Raw genomic sequence first — 17,702 nt, forward strand, 5'->3', positions numbered from 1 at the left:
TCACCTCTATCTTAAAGCAATCTTTTTACTGTGAGAATACCTTCACAAACACATCTTCAATACTATGTGACGAATACTTTGTCTTGACATTTGCAGGTGTGTCTACCTCTTTCAAAATCCCATTGAACATAAAAGCGACATAGTCACACCTCTCAGCCTCATCCATATAATGGGTGGTTACTAATACCGTCACACCACTTTGAGAAAAAACTCTTATCATCTCCCAATACTCTTTTCTTGAAATAGGGTCAACTCCAGCTGTTGGCTCATCTAAGATTAAGATTTGTGGATTGTGAAGTGTAGCACAGGCAAAGGCAAGTTTTTGTTTCATTCCGCCAGAAAGCGTGCCGACAAGCGATTTTTCTCTGCCTTCAAAACCAAAAAATTTAAGTAGCTTTGCCTTTTTCTCTTCAATCTCATCCTTAGAAAGGCCATATATCGCACCATAAAATTCTATGTTCTCTACAATTGTTAAATCCTCATATAGACTAAACTTTTGAGAGACATAGCCTATATTTTGCTTTACTTGTTCTGGATATTTTGAGACATCCTTTCCAAGTACTTCTACATATCCTTTTGTAGCTCTTAAAACACCGCAGATTATTTTAATTGTGGTTGTCTTCCCAGACCCATTTGGCCCAAGCAAGGCGAAGAGGCTACCTTTGGGAATACTAAATGATATGTCATTTACCGCAACAAACTCTCCAAACCTTTTTGTAAGCCCCTCTACCTTGATTGCATATTCCACCTATCATCACCCCAAATTTTGTAAAATCAAATCTTTACATCAACAAGCATCCCAGGTCTTAAAATATCTTTATTCTTTATTATCTTTAGCTTGACCATAAAAACCACTTTTTGTTTTTCCTCTTTTGTCTCTACGTTCCTTGGTGTAAACTCTCCTTTATCAGAAATAAACACAATCTCACCATACGCTTTTTTGTTGCTATCTAAGATAATCTCAACCTTCTTACCAAGCGAAAGTTTTTGTAGCTGTGCTGAAGGAACATATATCTTAAGATAGTAGTCGCTTAAGCCTATTTGAGCTATAAACGTACCAATACCAACAAACTGTCCTTGGTCAACCCCTTTTGTTAAAACAATACCATCAACAGGTGAGGTAATTGTGGTCTTTCTCAGATTCAAATTACCAATTTTTAAGTTCTGCTCTGCCATATTTACATAAGAGAGAGCTTGCAAATAGTTTCTCTTTGCAATGTCAACAGAAATCTCAGTAATCATTTTATCCTCATCTGTAACAGATTCGTTTTTCACCATTTCAAGTTGGTTTTCTAATGAATTAATCTGATGTGTCAGACTACTATTTTGAGCCTTTAGGGAATTTAATTGCATTTTTAGCTCTGATAATAGCTTTATTGTGTCCAAATTAGCCATTTTCATCTTTTCTAAATTTTTTATGTTCTCTTCTAAAAATTCAATGTTATTTTCATTTCCTGATTTTATATCTTGTAGCTGTAGAATATTTTCTTTTATCTGATTAATCTGGTATTTCGATGGTTTTTTAGAAAGAAGCCGATATTTTAGTTTTGCTAATTCCCAATTTTGCTCAGCGATATCCGCAGACAATTTAGCAACTTCAAGGTTTGCCTGTGCTATATTTTTTTGAATTTCATAAAGGTTTGAATCAATCTTTGCTATTATATCACCTTTTTTAACCTTAGAGCCTTCTTCAATAAAGATTTTCTCTACTCTCCCAGCAATCTCAGTGTTTATATCAATAGTCGATACCTCTACAGTTGATGAGTACACATCTTCAGCATTTTCTTCTCTGCACCCTGTCAAAAAGAAAGTAAAAATTGAAATTAAAAAAAGGACAGTAGAAAATACCTTAAAGTTTTTAGATTGCAATATCGCCTTTATCATCCTTTTACTCCTCCCCAATAGACTTTTTTATCACATTTAATACATTTTCTATCTCCTCTTCAATCTCATCACTTGTTGTCTCAATGCCCAGAATATATTTTTGGAATAAAAAAGTAAGAAGAGTGCCTATCATCATTCTTGAAATGCCTTTTGCCATCTCTTTTGAAATATTCCCTTTTCGTACTAGTATCCTCTCAATCAAACCCTTTGCCTCACAGGTTTTAGGCACCATATTTTTTATAACCTCATTCTTGAGAGAGTCATTATACTGAATCTCTATTAGAATAATCTTAAAAAGGTCAATGTTTCTGTCTAGCATTTCAAGTCTTTCATTTATTATAGACCTCAAAAATTCAGAAGTTTTTAAATCCTTGTTCTTTTTGATATTTTCTTTAAGAGGAGAAAGAGCAATAGAATCTAAGATTTGTGTCAGGGCAACACTTACAACTTTATGAAGTAAATTCTCCTTGTCTTTAAAATACTTAAACAGTGTAGCTTCAGAAATCCCTGCATCTTTTGCTATTTGTGCTGTTGTTGTGGCAGCATAACCATTTTGTGAAATCAACTTTATGGCTGATTGAATTATTCTGTTCTTAGTATCTTCACTTTTCCTCAATTTTAATATCACTCCCTCCCCTAAGTTTTTTAGTAAGTACTTACTTACTTTTATTATAAAAAATTTTTGTATTTTTTACAATTAAAATAAAAAAGGGCTTTTTACAAAGCCCTTTTTTCTCATCTTTTCTGTTTTGGTGACCCCGAGGGGATTCGAACCCCTGTTACAGGCGTGAAAGGCCTGTGTCTTAACCACTTGACCACGGGGCCATCTACTTTTTTAGACATAAAATGGTGGCGGCGAACGGATTCGAACCGCTGACACTGCGGGTATGAACCGCATGCTCTAGCCAACTGAGCTACGCCGCCATCTTTGATATTTTAAAATTTTTGGTTGCGGGGGGAGGATTTGAACCTCCGACCTTCGGGTTATGAGCCCGACGAGCTACCAGCTGCTCCACCCCGCGATATCTGGTGCCGGAAACCGGACTTGAACCGGTACGACCTTATTCAGGTCCCAGGATTTTAAGTCCTGTGCGTCTGCCAGTTCCGCCACTCCGGCATCGCAATTATATATTTTACTCTCTTTCCTTCCCCTTGTCAAGAGTATTCATTTTTTGGTGCGGGTAGAGGGACTTGAACCCCCACGGCTGTTGCCACTAGATCCTAAGTCTAGCGCGTCTGCCAATTCCGCCATACCCGCTTTTCTTTGCGTAATTTATTTTAGCACAAGGTCTTTGCTTTGTCAAATACAATAATAAGCCTGGAACACCTGCCGTTTTAAGTAAAAACAATTATATTTTGGCAGGTGTGCAGGCGTTGGCTTTTATCACTTTAATATTTTTTGCAACATATCACTTTATATACACGTAAATTTTTCTTCTTCTCGGTCCGTCAAATTCACAGAAAAATACTCCCTGCCATGTACCAAGCATAAGCTCACCATTTCTAACTATTATATTGACAGATGAACCTATCAAGCTTGCTTTTATATGTGCATCAGAATTGCCTTCGCTGTGGCTATAACCATTGTTTACGGGTATCAATTTTTCAAGTTGTTTTTTGATATCAGTCACAACCGAAGGGTCAGCATGTTCATTGATTGTAACACCTGCCGTGGTGTGAGGAACAAACACAGTCATAAGCCCTTCTTCAATATTTGACTGTCTTACAATCTCTTTAAGTTTACTTGTAATGTCTACAAAGTCAATCCTATCTTTTGTCCTTATCTCAAGTTCTTTGAACACTCTTTTAACCCCCCCATTCTAAAAAATTAAACTTATCTTTAGTATTTATTCCAGTGCAAGATTGAAGATAGCTCCTTTTTATTTCTCACAGGATTTTCGTCGGGATATCCTATGCTAATTAGCGCACATAGCTCTAAATGCTCAGGTACATTCAAAAGCCTTTTTACTTCCTCAGAGTGTTCTTTTTTATAGCTTGCAACCCAACAACTACCAAGTCCCAACGCCTTCGCTGCGATTAAGATATAAGTCGAAGCTGCTGCCATATCTTCTAAAATATACTCAAAGCCCTTTTCATACAAAATTGCAACACAACACGAAGCATCTTCTATAAACCTTCCATAACGCGCTTTTTGCGCAATCTGTTTTTTTAGCTCATCATCTGTTACAACAACAAACTCCCATCCTTGATTTCCGCGGGCTGTTGGCGCAAAACGCGCAACATCAATTATCTTTTCAATAATCTCCTTGTCAAGTGGCATGTTCTTTTTGTATTTTCTTATGCTTCTTCTTCCCCTTAAAACTTCTAATACATCCATCAACTTCACGCCTCCTTTTCTTTGTTTTGTTGATTTATATTTGTAAGATTATCTAAATATCTTCTAAGCTTCTGTTTTGAAAGCATCACAACCTCCTCGAACTTTCTCCCTGTCAAAATCTCCATAGCCTCACCAATTGATTTTACCGCCCAGATATGAAAATTGCCATCTTTAACATCCTCTATAACCTCATCACACAAAACTAAATTCTTTATATTTTGATAAGGAATTATCACACCTTGCTTACCTGTAAACCCTTTTTTCTTGCAGACATAATAAAACCCCTCTACCTTTTTTGTCACACCACCAACAGGCTGAATCTCTCCTTTTTGATTGATTGAACCAGTGATTGCAATTCCCTGGTAAATTGGAACACTACTCAAGGCAGAAAGAAGAGCACACAGTTCAGCAACTGATGCTGAATCACCTTCAATGCCAGAGTACAGCTGCTCAAAGCATATTGTAGCATTTAGTGTAAGCGGCATATCTTGAGCAAACATCTCGGCAATATACCCTGAGATTATCATTATGCCTTTACTGTGAGTCTTGCCTGACATCTGCACCTCGCGTTCAATATTTATTATACCACTTCTGCCGCTGCTTGTGGTAACTGTTATACGTGAAGGTTTCCCAAACACATAATCGCCCACATCCAAAATTGCAAGCGCATTTATCTGGCCAACCTTATAACCGTCAACATCAACAAGTATTGTTCCATCTTCAATCATCTCATTTATCTTTTCTTCATATCTTGAACTTCTGTATTCCTTTTCGCAAATTGCTTTTATGACATGTTCTTTCTTTACCACATCGCTTGTTTCAAGCTGTGCCCATGTGCTTGCCTCTGCCAATATCTCAACAATGTCATTAAAGCGTGTTGAGAGCTTTTCTTGATTTTCAACAAGCCTACATGAATACTCAACCACTTTTTCAACCGCTTCTTTTGAAAATGGCAGAGCATTTTCCTTTTTACAAAATGAACTTATGAATTGAATCATTTTATATACATTTTCTTGAGTATACTCCATCTCACTGTCAAAATCAGCTTTAATCTTAAAAAGTTTTCTGAAATCTTCGTCATAAGCATATAAGATATTGTAGATGTATTCATTTCCAATCAGAATTACTTTTAAATCAACCGGTATTGGTTCTGGTTTTAGAGTTGATGTAATAAAAAGTCCATAAACATCTTTTAGATTTTCAATAACTATCTCACCTGTTTTTAAGACTCTTTTTAAGGCTTCCCATGCTTGAGGATAGCTTAAAATGTCTTTCGCTTGGAGTATCAAATATCCACCATTTGCCCTGTGAATTGCACCAGCTTTTATCTTTGTAAAATCAGTGACTAAAACATTCCCCATTTCATTTTCATATTCAATCTTCCCTACGAGATTATAGTAAGTAGGGTTTACCTCATATACAACAGGTGCACCATCTAAATCTGAGTTGTCTACAATTACATTCACCTTGTACTTGTCTAAATTAGGAATCTTTTTATATTGAAGAAACTGAAAAGGTAAGCCTTGTTCTTCATCGTCTCTGTCCAAAAATTCTTCAAGATTTTCCACTATATCATTTGTAACACCGTCAATAAAGTCAAGTATCTTTTTATTTTCTTTGTACTTGTTTCTGATTTCATAGACATAATGACTTATAGTAAACACTGCAATTCTCTTTTGAAGTTCTTTTATTTTTTCTTTTGACTCTTTTTCAAGAAGCTTTATCTTCTTTAGTACCTCTTGCGTATCAAGCTGAAGCTTTTTAATCTTTTTCTCCATCTCATCTCTTATTGATTTATCAAGCTCAGGATACTCAGCATCCGAAATGGCTTTTCCATTCACAATTGGGATAAAATATACACCGCTTGGTGTATACTTTATTTCAAAGCCATACCTTCTTGCTTCCTCAGCTAAGTCATCTAAAAGCTGAGTCCTTTTTTCCTGATACTCGTTATAGATATTATTCTTGTCATTTTCATACTCTTCGCTTGCAAACACTTTTTTTAGGTCGTTTACAACAGATTCAACAAAATCTGACATATCCTTTTTAAAAACTTTTCCCATACCCTTCGGAAGACCAATTGCAATTGGTGAGTCAGGGTTGGAAAAATTATATACATATACCCAGTCATTTGGAGCAGGTTTTTGGTTTGCAACTTCTTTAAGATAGCTTTCGGTAAAACTTGTCTTGCCTGTACCTGTTGGACCACACATATAAATGTTATAACCTTTTGTGTTAATCTTAAGGCCAAACTCAAACGCTTTTCTTGCCCTTTCTTGACCAATTATTGATCTCAATGGCTCAACTTCATCAGTAGTAGTAAAATTGAATTCAGACAAGTTTACATACCTTTTTAATTTGTCTGGTGTAACTTTCATCAAATTTCTCACTCCAGCTTTTATATTTATCTTAAAAGTTTTATACCCAATTTTTTTATAAATATTCTATTAAAACAATTCAATATTGAGTTACCAACACAAAAACTGTAAAATTAAAGTTATCATATTATTATCAAATGGCAAAAATTAAGAAGTGAGAATACAAGTTCAAAAAGGAGCTGAAAACAAATGGGTGACGAAAAGATATACATGATTCCTGTAAATGATGCTTTCTCAGTTGATTGTGAATGTGCATTTTGTTATCTTGAAAACAATTTTGAAAAACAGTGTTTGGAAATTGTCTTGGGTGAAAGTGTCATGGAAGTTGATTCGCGGCTTGAAACAAATAAGAAAGGATTTTGCTCCCGACATTTTCACATGTTGCTTGAGCAAAAAAATAAGCTTCCTTATGGTCTTATGTTAGAAACTCATCTTTATGAAATAAAAACTAACTTTGAAAAGATTCTTTCTTCACATTTTATGCTTTTAAATTTTCAAAAAAAAGAAGGGTTTTTAAAGCGAATCTTAAATAACCATACCTCAAAAGAGGCTCTTTTAAATAATTTGCTTGAATTTTTAGAAAATATAAACTCACAATGTGTCATATGTGAAAGAATAAATGCGAGAATGAAAAATTATTTTGATGTGTTCTTCTTTATGTGGAAAACAAACAAGGAATTTCAGCAAAAGGTACTTAGCTCAAAAGGTTTTTGCTTCTACCATTTTTGTGATTTATTAGAGTTTTCTCAAAACCATCTGCGCTCAAAAGAACTTGACAATTTTGTTGAAAAAATCTGTAAAATTGAGCTTGATGCAATTTCTCGCCTTTATCAAAACATATGTGAGTTTAACAAACAATTTGATTATAGGAATGCAAATAACGTTGTCTCACTTGAAGTTAGAAACTCACTAATAAATGCAACAGAAAAATTGGGAAAATACAAATAAAAAATTCTTTGAGTTCAAACTTGGACGCCCTTCGCAATAAGATGAATGTATTCAACATTTATGGATGTGTAATATTCTATTTCTTCCTTTATTTCCTTTTGAGCCTTTTCAAGTACCAACTTAATATTGCAGCCAAATTTCAAGATAAGTTCTACTTTTATATATAAAAGATTGTTTCTTATAGCAAGATTGATTGATAGTATTCTTGCAATATTTGGATTTTTCTTTAACACATTTTTTATATAGGCAATTAAAACATTTTCAGAAATTGTATACTCTCCAAGATAACTAAATGTAGGTCTCACAATTGTTTTTTCAGCAATAATGTAGTCGTTTAGATTTATTCTTTTAAAAAGTCTTAAAGGATATATCAATAACCCAGAAAAGTCCTTTTTTATCTCAAATGTGGGCACTGGCACAACATGTTTTCCTTCTTTATTTCTTGTTATCATTGCTTTTTTAATCTCTGAGTCGGTCGAAACCTCACGAATGTCAATAAATTTTTCAATTCTACCAAGCTCTAAACGCTGCACAATTTTTTGTGCCATCTGCTTTGAAGTTGCCAAAATCAATATTTTGTCAATGTTAAGCCTCTTTATAGCCTCCTTTACCTCATTTGCATGGTCATCCTCCATAAAAAGAGCTCTTCTTATGGATGCTAAATATGTAGGCTCTTTTTTGGCCGATTTTCCTGCTATTAACTTTGAATTATACACCAAAATGCCATCATCAATGATGGCGTTTGCATCTATCATCTTAGCAACAATCAATGCTTTATAGCTTTTCCCTGAACCGCTTGGTCCAACCAGTGCATATACCTTCACTATCAAACTACCTCTTTTTGAAAGATTTCTCAAAAGATATTTTACTATTTTAAAAACTGCTCCACAATAGCCTTTGCAAAAATCATATCCTCTTTTGTGGTAATCTTAAAATTCAAACTGCTATTTTCCACTATCTTTGGTTTTACGCCAAGCGCCTCTACATATTGCAGATCATCAGTAAAACAGGTGTCTTCAAACTTTTCATACGCCCCATATATCAAATCAAACTTGAAAACCTGTGGTGTCTGGACCAAATAGACATTTTCTCTTGGAATTGTATTTTGTACATATCCATCAACTACATACTTTACAGTATCCTTTGCTGACACAGCTGGTGCAACTGCAAAGCTGCTTTTCACCTCTAAAATTAATTTTTCTATTAATTCCAGATCAATAAAAGGACGGACAGCATCGTGTATAGCAACAAAATCACACATGCCCTTTATAAGTTCAAGGCCTTTTTTCACCGTCTTTGCTCTCTCATCTTCTCCATAATCCCAAAAGAGCACTTTCTTGTATTTTTCTTTGAGTACATCTCCAATATCTTTATAACCGTTCGGAATTAAAATTACAACACCGTCTATAAAAGGTGAGTTTTCAAACACGCAAAGTGAATATTCAATTACCATTTTGTCTTCTAAAAACAAAAATTGTTTGGGGGTGCTACCCCCAAACCTTTTGCCGCTACCTGCAGCACATACAAGAGCAAAAGTTCTCATTTTAGAGTCCCCCATTTATTCTACAAAATCAGGATAGTACATTCTCCACGAAGTCCAGCCACCACTCATATTCAGACAGTCAAATCCATTTGCCTTCAAAATTAAACATGCATGGTATGACCTAAATCCAACACCGCAATAAGCAATTATCTTTTTGTCTTTCGGAAGCTCATTTATCCTTCCTCTTAGCTCATCAACGGGAATATTCACAGCACCTTTAATGTGCCCAAACTCATATTCTTCTGGAGTTCTGACATCAAGTATAAAATATTCTTTGTTATCAAGAAGGTCATATACTCTATCAGGTAAGATATTCTTGACCTCGCCTCTAATGATATTTGCAGCTGTCATCCCTGCCATTATAACAGGGTCTTTTGCTGAAGAGAAAGGCGGTGCATAAACAAGGTCAAGATTTTCTAAATCAAATACTGTAAGCCCTGCATATATAGCAGTTGCAATTACATCTGCGCGCTTGTCCACTCCTTCTTTTCCAACAATCTCTGCACCATAAATCTTACCTGTTTTGTTATCAAACATAAGTTTTATGGTTAGTTGTTTGCCACCTGGATAGTACCCTGCATGGTGAAGAGGATGAACAATTGTTACATTGTAGTCAAGCCCCAGAGATTTACATTCATTCTCACTAAGACCTATCTTTGCTAATGCCCAATCAAACACTTTAATAATAGAGCTACCTATAACGCCCTTGAACTCCAAATTGCCACCTGCTGCGTTACACCCTGCAACTCTTCCTTGTTTGTTAGCAGGACCTGCAAGTGGTATCCATACATTTTTGCCTGTTATAATGCTTTTGACTTCAACTGCATCTCCTGCTGCATATATGTCAGGATCAGATGTTTGCATTTTGCTATTGACAACAATACCTCTGTTAACTTCAAGCCCTGCCTCTTTTGCAAGCTCTACATTTGGAATTACCCCTGCTGTCTGAAATACTGCATCACATTCTATCTCTTCATCATTTGAAAGTATCAATTTCTTTGCAACGTCATTTTCAATTTTAGCATCAATTACAGAAACCCCAGTTTTAACCTCAATCCCCTTGGTCTTTAGTATATCTAAAATTGGATTTGTCATCTCTTTGTCAAACTGTGGCAAGATTGAGTCTTTTAACTCTACAATTGTGCATTCAAGCCCTATCTCACGTAATTGCTCAGCAAGTTCCATACCAATATACCCAGCACCAATTACTACAGCTTTTTTTATCAGCTTGTTTGTGAGAGTTTCTTTAATTTTATCCACATCATATAGTGTAAAACAGGTATAAGAATTTTCACAATCCTTTAAAAATGGCAAAACAAAAGGCCTTGCACCAGTTGCTATAATCAGTTTATCATAGCTCTCTTCATAAGTTGTATTGTTTTTCTTATCAAAAACTGTTACTGTTTTTCTGCCTCGGTTGATTTTTGTAATTTGAGACAGCACCCTCACATCGATATTGTATCTTTTCCTAAACAGCTCTTCTCTTACCACCAAAAGGCTTTCCCGTTTTGGAATTGTACCACCAACATAATAAGGAAGACCACAGTTTGCAAAAGATACATATTCACCTTGCTCAAAGAGAATAATTTGAGCATTTTCATTAGTTCTGCGCGCTTTTGTAGCAGCAGATGCTCCAGCTGCAACGCCTCCAATTATGACAATCTTCATTCTCTTACAAATCTCCTTTCTCACGGTGTTTTTTATTTTAAATCTGACATTTTTTTATCAAATGACCTTCTTATATTATTTTATCACTTTAGATATTTTTTGCAAATATAGAATGAAGCAGAGAAGGAAATAATGAACAAATTATGATAATCCCCCATTCCAGATATCCCAAGCGATTTATCTCAAATACTATACCCAGCTGTGGTATATATATTACCAGTAAAAATAATACAAATGATATAATTGCGCTAAATAATAGATATAAATTTCCAAATAACATGTTGAAGATATTCCTTTTTTGCGTTGAACACTCAAATGAATAAATCAGCTGGGATAAAACAAGTGTTGCAAATGCAATTGTTCTTGCCATTTTTATATCATATCCTTTCATAATAGGAAGGTAAAATGACAAAGTTGCAAAGCAGCCAATTGCAAAACCTCTTAAAACTATTTCTTTTAAAAGTCCTTCCGCAAAAATACTTTCATCTTTGGGTCTTGGCTTTTGTCTCATGAGACTATCTTCACTCTTTGACATTGAAAGAGCTGCTGCAGGAAGACCATCTGTTGCAAGGTTTATCCATAGAATTTGCATTGGCAAAAGTGCAATTGGCAAATTTAAAAGGGATGTAAAAAACATTATCAAAACTTCTCCAATGTTGCAGGCAAGTAGGTATTTTATAAATTTTTTTATATTGTTATAAATAAGTCTTCCCTCTTCAATTGCGTGGACAATGGTGGTATAGTTATCGTCAAGCAAAATCATTGACGCTGCTTCTTTTGTAACATCACTACCGCTTATTCCCATTGAAATTCCTATGTCCGCTTCTTTGATTGCCGGCGCATCATTTACTCCATCTCCTGTCATTGCAATAATATTCCCTTTTTTCTTGAGCATCCTTACAATCTTTAGTTTGTGCAATGGGTCAACCCTCGCAAATACTGAAATTTTATCAATATTTCTTTCAAATACTTTTTCGTTTTTCTCTAATTCTTCTCCTTCCACTACTTCTTCAAATGAAGATGCAATACCAAGCTCTTTTGCAATTGAAAAGGCTGTTAGTTTGTGGTCACCTGTAATCATAATTGTCTTTACACCTGCTTTTCTTGCCTTTTCAATTGCTAATTTAACACCCCTTTTTGCTGGGTCTATCATCCCAACAAGCCCTAACAAAATCATGCCATCTACTGTATCTGAACCGTATTTCATACACAAAAGCAAAACCCTCATAGAAGACATACACATTGACTCATTTTTCTTAGTAATAATTCGTTTTTCATTATACCCTAATTGTTTTATTGTACCACATTCAGACATGTAATATTTGCACTTATCAATTAGCTTTTCAAAGGCCCCTTTGACAAATAAAATACTATTTTGATCATATTTGACAACAACCCCCATATACTTTCTATGAGAATCAAATGGAATTTCTATAATTCTGACACCTTTATTTAAATTTTCGCGGTATTTTTTAGCAAGAACTAAAAGTGCTATCTCTGTTGGATCACCTGAAATTTTAAATTGTTCATTTTTGTCGTCTTCAAACTCAGCATTGTTACAATTAATTGCACACAGCATTATGTAGTCAAGTAATTGATTTTTTATAATTCTTCCATTTGACAATATTCTTCCTTTTAAGTCATATCCTGTACCTTCAACTTCAACGCTCATATCAACTGTTTCTATTCTCTTAACTGTCATCTTGTTTTCTGTCAATGTCCCTGTTTTATCTGAACAAATAATATTCACACATCCTAAGGTTTCAACCGATGAAAGTTTTCTTATAAGAGCATTCTTTTTTGCCATTCTTTGGACACCTATTGCTAAGGTTATTGTCACAACGGCAGGAAGCCCTTCTGGAATTGCCGCAACTGCCAAAGAAATGCCTATCATAAACATCTCATAAATGTTCTGCTTTCTTAAAATCCCCAGTATAACTATAATGGCACATACGCTAAGACAAATCAAGGCCAATAACTTTCCAAGTTGATTCAGCCTCAGCTCCAGCGGAGTTTTAGTTTCCTTAATCTCAGTTAAAGCCTTAGCTATCCCGCCCATTTTTGTGTCAAGGCCAATTGATGTTACTTTCATCACACCTTTCCCTTTTATAACATAAGTACCCATATAAAGCTTGTTTTCGCCTTTTACGTCCTTTTCAGCCGGAATTGACTCGCCAGTTAAAATTGATTCATCTATAGACAAAGAAAAACCCTCGACTAAAATGCCATCTGCAGGAACTCTGTCCCCCTCTTCAATTATTACAATGTCATTTATTGTTACGAATTTTGTCTCTATCACATCTACCTTTCTATCTCTTATTACTTTTGCTTTGTACGAGATATAGTTTTTGAGCGATTCTACAGCCCTTTCTGCTCTAAATTCCTGCACAAACCCTAATATTCCATTTAGAATTATCAAGAAAAAGATGACCACAGCATCTAAAAACTCACCAAGTAAAAATGACACAGCCGTAGAAAGGGCTAAGATTACAACTAAAATGTCTTTGAATTGGTCAAAAAATATTGAGAGAGCACTTTTTTTGTTCTCAAGCTTTATCTCGTTTAGCCCAAATCTTTCAATATTCTTTTCTGCCTCATTTGATGAAAGTCCACTTCCATGAAATTCAAGTAGCTTATTCACCATTTCTAAAATTCATATCCCTGCAAGTATCTATAAACAATATTATTAAAGGACTTAAACTTTTATGATGAACAAAATGTATCTTAAAAAATTGAGCTAAATATTAAAATCTTTATATTTATTTTTAAAAACTGTGAGGTTATAATGTATTAAAGTAGTGAAAATTTACTCATAAGATTACTAAACAGATGTTGGTAGGTGTTGATTAAGTGGACAATTTAAAAAAACTATCACCTTATTTTGAAAAATACAAAAAGCTTTTAGTAATTGGATTTACTTTAATTGCTTTATCAATATCCCTCGGTATGATAAATCCTTATATCTCGAAAATGGTGATTGACGAATCAATCACTAAAAGAAAATATAATTTACTTGCTCCACTTTTAATAAGCATGCTTCTTGTGAGTCTTATCAGGGGCTTGATTCGTTATACACACTCTTATATATTTGAAAACGTTTCCCAGAATATTCTATATGATTTAAGAGAAAGCCTTTACAAATTTTTACAAAGGCAAACCTATGAATTTTACGACAAAACACGAACGGGTGAACTAATGGCACGTATGACAGGAGATTTAGAAGGCATCAGGATGTTTTTTTCAACCGCTATATCCCTGCTTGTTGAAAACATTTTAAACTTTTCAATTTCCCTTACAATTATGTTCCTTTTAAATGTTAAGCTCACTCTTGCATTGCTTCTTTCAACTCCACTTTTGTTGGTCCTTGTTTACTTTTTTGATAAGACAATAAGACCTGAATTTATTAAGATTCGCGAAAAGTATTCAAAACTGAACACAGCAACACAAGAGAATATAACTGGTATAAGGGTTGTAAAGGCATTTTCCCAAGAAGATTTTGAAATTGAAAAGTTTTCGTCTGCAAATAGAGATTACAAAGAACAGAACATCACAGTGGGACTTATCTGGGGAAGATTTTTCCCGATGATTGAAGCTGTGACCTCTTTGCTTGTTTTAATTATCTTTGCACTGGGTGGTTTTATGGTCATAAATAAATCAATCACAATTGGCACTCTTATGGCCTTTCAAGGCTATTTGTGGGCAATCGTTTGGCCGCTCAGGTCCTTGGGATGGATTATTAGTATGGTTGAAAGAGCAAATGCTTCATGCGAAAGAGTTTTTAGTCTTCTGTACACACCAATTAAAATTAAAGGAAAACCTACCCAATATGAACTAAAAGAAGGTTCTGTAAAATTTGAAAACGTGTACTTTAAACACTTTGGAAACATTGTTTTAGAAGATATCAATTTTGATATAAAGCCGAAAATGAAAGTAGGCATAATAGGTCCAACTGGTTCAGGAAAATCATCACTTGTAAATTTAATACCTCGATTTTATGATGTTTCAGCAGGAAAAGTTTTAGTAGATGGAGTTGATGTAAGGGAATATGACTTAAAAAAACTAAGAAGTGCGATATCTATTATTCCTCAAGAAACTTTCTTGTTCTCTGATACAATTGCCAATAACATTGCTTATGGTGTTGAAAATGCAACGTTTGAGGATATAGTAAAGGCAGCTAAGCTTGCCCAAGCTCACGATTTTATTATGGAGTTTCCAGAAGGATACGAGACACTTGTTGGTGAGAGAGGAATTGGACTTTCAGGCGGCCAAAAGCAAAGAATTGCCATTGCAAGAGCTCTTTTAAAAAAGCCAAAGATATTAATACTTGATGATGCAACCTCTGCAGTTGACATGGAAACAGAATATCTTATTCATCAGGCTTTGGAAGAGTATTTTAAAGATTGTACAGTTTTTATAATTGCTCACAGAATCTCAATGATCAAAGATTGTGATGTCATATTTTATCTTGAAAATGGTAAGATAGTGGAGCAAGGCACTCACAATGAGCTTTTGGCAATGAGAGGCAAATATTATAACATCTTTGTCCAGCAATACAAAGATATCTATAGCACACAGAAAGAAGGTGATTAAGCTTTGAGCACAACATCAAAAAGACTCAGAATTGAAGAAGATGAACCTATAACAAAACCTTTCAACTGGAGTCAGTTCATAAGGTTACTAAGTTATATTAAGCCATACCAAAAATACTTTTTGTATTCATTTTTATTGATGATTCTTGCTACGTTATACAACCTTGCTGGACCTTATTTGATAAGACTTGTAATTGACATTGACATTCCAAAGAGAAATATTCATGGCCTCTTTTATAAAGCCTCTTTTTATGTGGTATTGACGCTTTTGTATGTCCTGAGCCTGAGAATTCGTACAATCTTTATGACAAAACTTGGTAACAATGTTGTTTCAGATATACGAATGCATCTTTTTACTCACCTTCAGAAATTGTCTCTTAACTTTTTTGATAACCGCCCTGCTGGGAAAATTATGGTAAGAGTAATGAATGATGTAGACTCTCTGTCAGAGCTTTTGTCAAATAGTATTTTAAATGTGCTGATTGACACACTAAGTCTTTCTTTTATCATAATAATAATGCTTTCTATTGATGTCAAACTGTCGTTGGTTGCTTTTTTTGTTCTACCTTTTTTAATAGTAGTAATCATGTTTTTGAAAAACTCTATAAGGGTAAGATGGCAAGATGTGAGGAAAAAGTCTTCCACTTTGAATGCATACATACACGAGAGTATTCAAGGAATGAAGATAACACAAGCCTTTGTCAGAGAAGAGACAAACTTGCAAATCTTTAAAGAACTTAACACCATATTTAAAAATACATGGATGAAAGCAATCAGGGTAAACAACCTGTTCTGGCCCACAATTGACTTTACAGGAACACTTTCAACTGTTCTTATATTTCTATTTGGTGTGTGGATGATGAAAAGAGGGTATACAACACTTGGCACAGTTATAGCATTTTCAAATTACATGGGTATGTTCTGGCAGCCGATAAACAATATCTCAAACTTTTATAATCAGCTTCTTGTTGCTATGGCCTCAACAGAGAGAATATTTGAAATACTTGATATCCAACCAGATGTTAAAGATAGCTCTCATGCTTATGATTTGCCCCCAATTAAAGGCGAAATTAGGTTTGAGAATGTCTCTTTTTCGTATGAAGAAGGAAAGCCTGTATTAAAAGATGTGACATTTACAATAAAACCAGGAGAGACAATAGCTTTAGTTGGCGAAACTGGTGCGGGAAAAACAACTATAATAAGCCTTCTTGCAAGATTCTATGATCCTCAAAGGGGAAGGATACTTATTGATGGACATGATATAAGAAATGTAACCTTAAAGTCCCTAAGAAAACAGATGGGAATTATGCTTCAAGACACTTTTATCTTTTCTGGAACGGTAGCAGACAATATTCGATACGCAAAACCTGACGCCACCATGGATGAAGTAATAAAGGCTGCAAAGACTGTAAATGCTCATGAATTTATAATGAAAATGGAAAATGGATATGACACAGAAGTAAATGAAAGAGGAAGCAGGCTTTCTATCGGTCAAAGACAGCTCATTGCATTTGCGAGAGCTCTTTTAGCAGACCCAAAGATTTTGATACTGGATGAGGCAACATCTGCTGTGGATACTCAAACAGAAGTTCTCATTCAAGAGGCTATTGAAAAGCTCACAAAAGATAGAACCTCAATAATTATTGCCCATAGGCTTTCAACAATCAGAAATGCTGATAGGATATTCGTAATACACAATGGACAGATTGTGGAAGAAGGAAATCATCAACAGCTTCTTGAAAAAAGAGGCTTCTATTATAACTTGTACACATCACAGTTTAAATACTTTGAAAAATGAAAAAGAGCAGAAGATTTTATTTAAAAAGAGGCTGCAAGTTCACTTTTGTGCAGCCCATTTGTTTTTTATTTAAGTCCTTCAGATATCTTCTAAGCTTTCAAATTTTTTCAAGCTTGATATTTGTTTATAGAGACCAAAAGCTCGTTTAGCCACATTTCATACGATGGAATTATGTCATCTTTATATTTTTTCAAAAGTCTTTCCTCAACAGGTTCTTTGTATAGTTCAAGAAGTTCCTCTAAATTCTGATGCAGCTTATCTCCCAAAGACATAACATTTTGCAACTCAAACTCATCTTGAATTATTCTCAAGGCATTTGAAATACTCAAAAAAGCCTCAATAATATCGTTTAGAAGATAAAAAGAGTCTTCAAACCTGAGCTCTGGAATCTGGATATTTACAATGTGGTCGAAAGCCTCTGACATTGTCGATGTAAGCTCATTTATCCTTTGGACAATTTCTAAGTACCTTTCATTCATCTTCTTTGTCTCAACCTTTCTTTTGATAATTTCTAAATTTACTTAAGGCTAATTTTATATGCTTTTATAATACCACA

At 34.6% G+C, this 17,702-nt stretch carries 14 protein-coding genes and 5 tRNA genes; 3 read left to right on the plus strand and 16 right to left on the minus strand.

What is annotated here, in order from left to right:
• Positions 1 to 25: 25 nt before the first annotated feature.
• The 11 genes from H964_RS03230 to H964_RS03280 all read right to left on the minus strand — a co-directional run bounded on the left by H964_RS03230 (position 26) and on the right by H964_RS03280 (position 6,600).
• Positions 26 to 748: an ABC transporter ATP-binding protein gene (locus H964_RS03230; RefSeq protein ID WP_039764526.1), complete on the minus strand. Its 723-nt coding sequence runs from the start codon at positions 746 to 748 to the stop codon at positions 26 to 28.
• Between the two features lie 26 nt (positions 749 to 774).
• The gene (locus H964_RS03235) at positions 775 to 1,884 is read right to left on the minus strand and encodes an HlyD family secretion protein (protein ID WP_039764529.1); all 1,110 of its coding nucleotides are present in this window, start codon (positions 1,882 to 1,884) and stop codon (positions 775 to 777) included.
• A 4-nt stretch (positions 1,885 to 1,888) separates the two neighbouring features.
• The gene (locus tag H964_RS03240) at positions 1,889 to 2,500 is read right to left on the minus strand and encodes a TetR/AcrR family transcriptional regulator (protein WP_039764531.1); all 612 of its coding nucleotides are present in this window, start codon (positions 2,498 to 2,500) and stop codon (positions 1,889 to 1,891) included.
• A 134-nt stretch (positions 2,501 to 2,634) separates the two neighbouring features.
• Positions 2,635 to 2,709, minus strand: a tRNA-Glu gene (locus H964_RS03245).
• Between the two features lie 22 nt (positions 2,710 to 2,731).
• Positions 2,732 to 2,808 (minus strand) — tRNA-Met (locus tag H964_RS03250).
• A gap of 22 nt (positions 2,809 to 2,830) precedes the next feature.
• A tRNA-Met gene (locus H964_RS03255) sits at positions 2,831 to 2,906 on the minus strand.
• 5 nt (positions 2,907 to 2,911) lie between these two features.
• Positions 2,912 to 3,001, minus strand: a tRNA-Leu gene (locus H964_RS03260).
• A 56-nt stretch (positions 3,002 to 3,057) separates the two neighbouring features.
• Positions 3,058 to 3,142 (minus strand) — tRNA-Leu (locus H964_RS03265).
• A 151-nt stretch (positions 3,143 to 3,293) separates the two neighbouring features.
• Positions 3,294 to 3,686, minus strand: a complete 393-nt coding sequence (locus tag H964_RS03270) for a secondary thiamine-phosphate synthase enzyme YjbQ (protein WP_011917703.1) — start codon at positions 3,684 to 3,686, stop codon at positions 3,294 to 3,296.
• 38 nt (positions 3,687 to 3,724) lie between these two features.
• A complete protein-coding gene (locus H964_RS03275; protein WP_011917704.1) occupies positions 3,725 to 4,222 on the minus strand; it encodes a nitroreductase family protein in 498 nt (165 codons plus the stop codon).
• Positions 4,223 to 4,227: 5 nt separating this feature from the next.
• Entirely contained in the window at positions 4,228 to 6,600 is a 2,373-nt protein-coding gene (locus tag H964_RS03280; protein WP_039764535.1) for a Lon protease family protein, read from the minus strand.
• Between the two features lie 189 nt (positions 6,601 to 6,789).
• Here H964_RS03280 and H964_RS03285 point away from each other — a divergent pair, with 189 nt between their 5' ends.
• Complete coding sequence (locus H964_RS03285; protein WP_039764538.1) at positions 6,790 to 7,548, plus strand: DUF6062 family protein; 759 nt, start codon at positions 6,790 to 6,792, stop codon at positions 7,546 to 7,548.
• A gap of 14 nt (positions 7,549 to 7,562) precedes the next feature.
• Here the strand turns inward: H964_RS03285 and H964_RS03290 are convergent, their stop codons facing one another.
• The 4 genes from H964_RS03290 to H964_RS03305 all read right to left on the minus strand — a co-directional run bounded on the left by H964_RS03290 (position 7,563) and on the right by H964_RS03305 (position 13,403).
• Complete coding sequence (locus H964_RS03290; protein ID WP_011917706.1) at positions 7,563 to 8,372, minus strand: Asp23/Gls24 family envelope stress response protein; 810 nt, start codon at positions 8,370 to 8,372, stop codon at positions 7,563 to 7,565.
• A 44-nt stretch (positions 8,373 to 8,416) separates the two neighbouring features.
• Positions 8,417 to 9,091, minus strand: coding sequence for a 2-C-methyl-D-erythritol 4-phosphate cytidylyltransferase (gene ispD / locus H964_RS03295; protein WP_039764540.1), 675 nt, complete (start codon positions 9,089 to 9,091; stop codon positions 8,417 to 8,419).
• 15 nt (positions 9,092 to 9,106) lie between these two features.
• Entirely contained in the window at positions 9,107 to 10,759 is a 1,653-nt protein-coding gene (locus tag H964_RS03300; RefSeq protein WP_039764542.1) for an FAD-dependent oxidoreductase, read from the minus strand.
• A gap of 88 nt (positions 10,760 to 10,847) precedes the next feature.
• Positions 10,848 to 13,403, minus strand: a complete 2,556-nt coding sequence (locus tag H964_RS03305; protein ID WP_039764544.1) for a calcium-translocating P-type ATPase, PMCA-type — start codon at positions 13,401 to 13,403, stop codon at positions 10,848 to 10,850.
• Between the two features lie 206 nt (positions 13,404 to 13,609).
• Here H964_RS03305 and H964_RS03310 point away from each other — a divergent pair, with 206 nt between their 5' ends.
• Together H964_RS03310 and H964_RS03315 are read left to right on the plus strand one after the other, a co-directional pair.
• A complete protein-coding gene (locus H964_RS03310; RefSeq protein WP_039764548.1) occupies positions 13,610 to 15,349 on the plus strand; it encodes an ABC transporter ATP-binding protein in 1,740 nt (579 codons plus the stop codon).
• A 3-nt stretch (positions 15,350 to 15,352) separates the two neighbouring features.
• Entirely contained in the window at positions 15,353 to 17,146 is a 1,794-nt protein-coding gene (locus H964_RS03315) for an ABC transporter ATP-binding protein (RefSeq protein ID WP_039764551.1), read from the plus strand.
• Between the two features lie 107 nt (positions 17,147 to 17,253).
• Here the strand turns inward: H964_RS03315 and H964_RS03320 are convergent, their stop codons facing one another.
• Positions 17,254 to 17,625, minus strand: coding sequence for a hypothetical protein (locus tag H964_RS03320; protein WP_039764554.1), 372 nt, complete (start codon positions 17,623 to 17,625; stop codon positions 17,254 to 17,256).
• Positions 17,626 to 17,702 lie beyond the last annotated feature (77 nt).

This window comes from Caldicellulosiruptor sp. F32 (genome assembly GCF_000404025.1).
In the GTDB taxonomy this organism is placed as follows: domain Bacteria; phylum Bacillota; class Thermoanaerobacteria; order Caldicellulosiruptorales; family Caldicellulosiruptoraceae; genus Caldicellulosiruptor; species Caldicellulosiruptor saccharolyticus.

What these genes read in the sequence shown, in the direction of transcription:
- H964_RS03305 (WP_039764544.1), bottom strand. Translation starts at nt 13,403, where the DNA reads ATGGTGAATAAGCTACTTGAATTTCATGGAAGTGGACTTTCATCAAAT.
- H964_RS03285 (WP_039764538.1), top strand. Translation starts at nt 6,790, where the DNA reads ATGGGTGACGAAAAGATATACATGATTCCTGTAAATGATGCTTTCTCA.
- H964_RS03235 (WP_039764529.1), bottom strand. Translation starts at nt 1,884, where the DNA reads ATGATAAAGGCGATATTGCAATCTAAAAACTTTAAGGTATTTTCTACT.
- H964_RS03300 (WP_039764542.1), bottom strand. Translation starts at nt 10,759, where the DNA reads ATGAAGATTGTCATAATTGGAGGCGTTGCAGCTGGAGCATCTGCTGCT.
- ispD (WP_039764540.1), bottom strand. Translation starts at nt 9,091, where the DNA reads ATGAGAACTTTTGCTCTTGTATGTGCTGCAGGTAGCGGCAAAAGGTTT.
- H964_RS03320 (WP_039764554.1), bottom strand. Translation starts at nt 17,625, where the DNA reads ATGAATGAAAGGTACTTAGAAATTGTCCAAAGGATAAATGAGCTTACA.
- H964_RS03275 (WP_011917704.1), bottom strand. Translation starts at nt 4,222, where the DNA reads ATGGATGTATTAGAAGTTTTAAGGGGAAGAAGAAGCATAAGAAAATAC.
- H964_RS03280 (WP_039764535.1), bottom strand. Translation starts at nt 6,600, where the DNA reads ATGAAAGTTACACCAGACAAATTAAAAAGGTATGTAAACTTGTCTGAA.